This is a genomic window from Mesotoga sp. HF07.pep.5.2.highcov (assembly GCF_003666285.1).
GTDB classification, from domain to species: Bacteria; Thermotogota; Thermotogae; order Petrotogales; family Kosmotogaceae; genus Mesotoga; species Mesotoga prima.
This window is the reverse complement of record NZ_JFHJ01000013.1, coordinates 1-2947: the sequence shown is the minus strand read 5'-3', so window position 1 is coordinate 2947 and position 2947 is coordinate 1. Positions and strand designations below refer to the sequence as shown.

Here is a 2947-nt window from a genome sequence, read left to right as displayed (position 1 = left end):
TCTGCATGTCATCAACGCTTTCCACAACCGAGTCCTCCCAGATACCCTTTGCGCCTCCTTCCTTAACGGGTTTGACGATCGCCGGACTGAACGGCAGGTTGTCGGCAGTTTCTCCGGGACGTACCGAAAAGAATTCGGGAGTGGATATTCCACAGGCCTTCATGATTAACTTTGTGAGCGTCTTGTTTATACAAAGAGCGTTGGCCGTAGTGCCCGAGCCGGTGAAGGGTATGCCCAGAAGATCCAGGACGGCCGGAAGATGGACCTGCCTCTCGGTATTGCCCATGGCGGTAGTGAGATTGAATACGAGATCGGTGCCTCTAAGTCTGCCGACAGCATCGATCTCAAATGGTCTCGAATCAACTTCGAAGCTCTTCTCAAGCGAGTTCACGACACTATTGACCATCTTTTCATGATGAAGATCGAGCGGCGCATCATGAACGACAGTAATTCTCATAACATTCCTCCTTGGTATATCTTAGAAGTATCACTACAAAAGAATTGTACACACTCCAGATTTTTGACTTTTAAAATGAGTATCACTGGAAGGGAAAAACCAGTCTAGAAAGTATGTTAGACTGTTATATATGTTGCTGATAATGCGCATCGCCTTAAGTCGTAACGTTTAGTATTTCTTCCCTATCGAATTCTCTGGCAACGGCAAGTGCCCTTCCTCCGTACCATATGGAAGATCTCCCCTGCGCCCTATCTCTGCCGACAATTCCAGTCGCCATTGGATTTACAAGATAGCGAATCTTCTCTCTACCTGATGATGCCTTGATCGGCCCGTCACGAAACCATATCCTCTCCTGCGTCGAGTCACTCAGTCTTCCCTTCCACAGGGCAAAGTTGCACGAAGGAACAAGAACTGCCTCACAACCTGAGGCATCCAATTTCTCTATTTCACTCTGGAAGAACATGTCGTAGCAGATTGCAATGCCAATTACTCCTATCTCCGTGTGCACGACGTTAAGCTCTTGCTCTCCTCTGGAAAAGATAATGGAACTCTCGGCCTTGGTTAAATTGTGCTTGAAAGCCCTTGCTACAACCTTTCCCGAAGGGTTGAAGAAGTAGGCGAGGTTGTATAGCTTATCGCCCCGGATGAATCTCCCTTTCTCCGATTCCGTGTCGACAATCGGAAGCAGTATCGAAGGCGCAAGAAGATAGGCTCCAAATTCCTTTGCCACGCTTTGAAAGACATCATGATAGTAAGCTTCGATCACAAGAGCGTCCCTCAGAAAAGCCTTCTTGAGGGGGTTGAAGGAAAGCCCCATATTCTTGATCGCATATTTGACAAGAGTCTTTGCCGTCGTCTCCTCAAAGCTCAGCTTCCTGAAGGATGGGTAGAGAAAGGTCGCAAAAAACTCCGGGAAGACCACAATGTGGTTCCTTCCCTTCCATGTCAGAGAGGCCTCGGCTATATAGTCCCTCATCTTTCTGCGAAATACCTCTTCTCCAAATGAATCCTGATCGAACCAGACCTGTATTGCAGTAAGATCAGTGTCTTTCATGACGCGAGCTTAACAATGATCAGAATTAGACCAATAACCAATAAGATCGGCAGGAAAACAACTACCAGACCTGCTATTGCAAATATTACTATCATTATCACTCCCACGCCGGCCACAATCATTATCAACGCAGGGAAGAACCTAATCGCAAGATAAAGCAGGAACAATGCGCCGACGATGGCTAGAAAAGTGTTCAAGAGATCACCTCCGTTCACTGGTCATTGACAGTATAACGCATAGACTATATAATTCTCTAGGCAATGAAGCTTGCCTTGGAGAACAGTCCTCCAGAACCGCCACCAGCTGATAGCTTCTACCAAATTCGCAGTCTGGTTCTGCTTGACTCTGGAGGAACATATGATTCTAAGCATCTCCCTTATAGTGATTCTCTCGATCGCAGTACTTTCACTCTTTGAAAGAGTTCGTCTTCCCGGTCTTATAGGCCTGGTATCGCTTGGAATAGCTTTGGGACCCGGTGTAATGAATCTAATCGACGAATCATTGCTCTCAATTTCCGATGAAGTCCGGCTGCTAGCACTAATAGTCATACTTATGCGAGCCGGTCTCGGATTGAACCGGAGAATTATCAAGAAGATAGGGCCCCTGGCTCTTCGTCTTAGTTTTCTTCCCGGTCTCTTCGAAGGTTTCTCAATCATGGTAGTGGCTCACTTCCTGCTGAATCTCAGCCTCATTCAAGGCGGAATGCTAGGCTTCATAATTGCGGCGGTGTCGCCTGCGGTAGTAGTTCCCGAGATGCTAAGACTGAAAGAAAGGGACTTCGGAAAGAGAAATGAAATACCTTCTACAATTCTAGCAGCAGCTTCAATAGACGACGTCGTGGCCATTACACTCTTTACAGTGTTTTTGGGAATTGAAGGAGGACAGGACGTCAGTATCGGAATGTCCTTTCTTATGGTGCCAGTAGAGATTATTCTCGGCATATCTCTTGGCGCGATAATTGGGTTCCTCTTCAGCTTGCTGTTCAAGAGATTCCATATTAGGGACACTAAGAAGGTTCTCTTGATCCTATCTGTTGCATTCGTTTTCCATAAACTCGAGGAAGTACTCCCGGTAGCAACTCTCCTAGGAGTGATGGCGATAGGTTTTGTACTTAGAGAGAGACTTCCGGTAGCCGCCGACAGGATTGCGGGGAAGATGGAGAGAATCTGGGTTGTCGCAGAAATATTCTTATTCGTTCTGGTTGGCGCAAGTGTCAACGTAGGTGCGATAGGCGACTCATGGCTTATGGGACTGCTCGTAATACTACTTGGACTCATATTTAGAAGCGCAGGAGTTCTGGCGGCCACTCTCGGTTCGAAACTGGATATCCGCGAAAGACTCTTCTGCATGATTTCCTATCTGCCCAAAGCCACAGTTCAGGCTGCAGTTGGAGGAATACCCTTAGCAATGGGAGTAGCTTACGGAGATGTGATACT

The 2947-nt window shown here is 47.1% G+C and carries 3 protein-coding genes, 1 pseudogene and 1 riboswitch; of the genes and pseudogenes, 1 reads left to right on the top strand and 3 read right to left on the bottom strand.

The window, feature by feature from the left end; all coding sequences use genetic code 11:
* The 3 genes and pseudogenes from BG32_RS00330 to BG32_RS00320 all read right to left on the bottom strand — a co-directional run.
* A pseudogene (locus tag BG32_RS00330) lies at positions 1–457 on the bottom strand (D-alanine--D-alanine ligase); the annotation flags it as partial.
* A 154-nt stretch (positions 458–611) separates the two neighbouring features.
* Entirely contained in the window at positions 612–1511 is a 900-nt protein-coding gene (locus BG32_RS00325; RefSeq protein WP_006490102.1) for a nitrilase-related carbon-nitrogen hydrolase, read from the bottom strand.
* The gene (locus tag BG32_RS00320; RefSeq protein ID WP_006490100.1) at positions 1508–1708 is read right to left on the bottom strand and encodes a hypothetical protein; all 201 of its coding nucleotides are present in this window, start codon (positions 1706–1708) and stop codon (positions 1508–1510) included. The genes BG32_RS00325 and BG32_RS00320 overlap by 4 nt, the downstream gene beginning before the upstream one ends.
* A gap of 50 nt (positions 1709–1758) precedes the next feature.
* Positions 1759–1834, top strand: a riboswitch (Fluoride riboswitch).
* A gap of 34 nt (positions 1835–1868) precedes the next feature.
* Between BG32_RS00320 and BG32_RS00315 the strand changes: the two genes are divergently transcribed.
* The coding region (locus BG32_RS00315; RefSeq protein ID WP_121526207.1) for a cation:proton antiporter at positions 1869–2947 on the top strand (1079 nt) is incomplete at its 3' end.